At 67.7% G+C, this 1,128-nt stretch carries 1 protein-coding gene; it reads left to right on the plus strand.

Annotated features, from left to right (window positions below; genetic code table 11):
* Positions 1–1,095: IS701 family transposase (locus tag ACZ7HQ_RS45800; protein ID WP_471003648.1), on the plus strand; the 1,095-nt coding region annotated here is incomplete at its 5' end.
* Positions 1,096–1,128 lie beyond the last annotated feature (33 nt).

Here is a 1,128-nt window from a genome sequence, read left to right on the forward strand (position 1 = left end):
CTCGCGGAATGGGCGGGTCACCGCACTCCGGATGGCTTCCAGCGACTGCTGAACAGCAGCGTCTGGGACGCGGACGCCTTGCGTGACGACGTCCGTGATTACGTGGCGGAACGGCTGGGGCCCGACGGGGTGCTGATCATCGATGACACCGGGTTCATCAAGAAGGGCACCACCTCGGCCGGGGTCGGTCGGCAGTACACCGGCACCACCGGAAAGATCGACAACTGCCAGATCGGGGTGTTCGCCGCCTACACCACCGGCTCGGGCCGGGCTCTGGTCGACCGGGAGCTCTACCTGCCCAAGTCCTGGACGTCCGACCGCGAGCGGTGCCGGGCCGCGAAGATTCCTGACGAGCGGACGTTCGCAACGAAGGGTGAGCTGGGCCGGGATATCGTCCGCCGCTGCCTCGCTGCCGGCCTGCCCGCCGCCTGGGTCACCGCGGACGAGGCTTATGGACAGGACTGGCACTTCCGTCGCCTGCTCGAGCAACTCGGCGTCGGCTACGTGGTCGCCGTGCCAAAGTCCCAGCAGATCAAGTCCCTGGCCGGGATCTGGCGCATCGACCAACTCATCGAGGATGCGCCTGCTGATGCCTGGCAGCGGCTGTCCTGCGGCGAAGGGGCGAAGGGCCCGCGAGTCTACGACTGGGCCGCAGCCAAACTCCCTGCCAACATCATCTTCGACCCCGACCCGCCGACCCATCACCGCTGGGTGATGGCCCGGCGCAGCCTGTCCGACCCCGGCGAGATCGCCTACTACCTCGCCTACGCACCCGCCGACATCGAGATCACCGGGCTCGCCCGCATCGCCGGCAGCCGCTGGGCGATCGAAGAGTGCTTCCAGGCCGCGAAGAACGAGTGCGGCCTGGACGAGTACGAGGTCCGCCGATACGTGGGCTGGTACCGGCACATCACGCTCGCCATGCTCGCCCACGCAGTCCTGACCGCACTTGCAGCCCAGGCCGGCAACGATACAAAGGGGGCTGCAGAAACGCATCAGCCCTCATCCCGCTCACCGTGGCGGAGATCCGACGACTCCTGGACGCTCTCCTGCCTCGTCCCCGAGCCATCCACGACCCGGTCACCCACGCACTGACATGGTCGGCCTGGAGAAGACAACGCCAGGCCA

It is taken from the genome of Streptomyces sp. NPDC037290 (assembly GCF_055603245.1).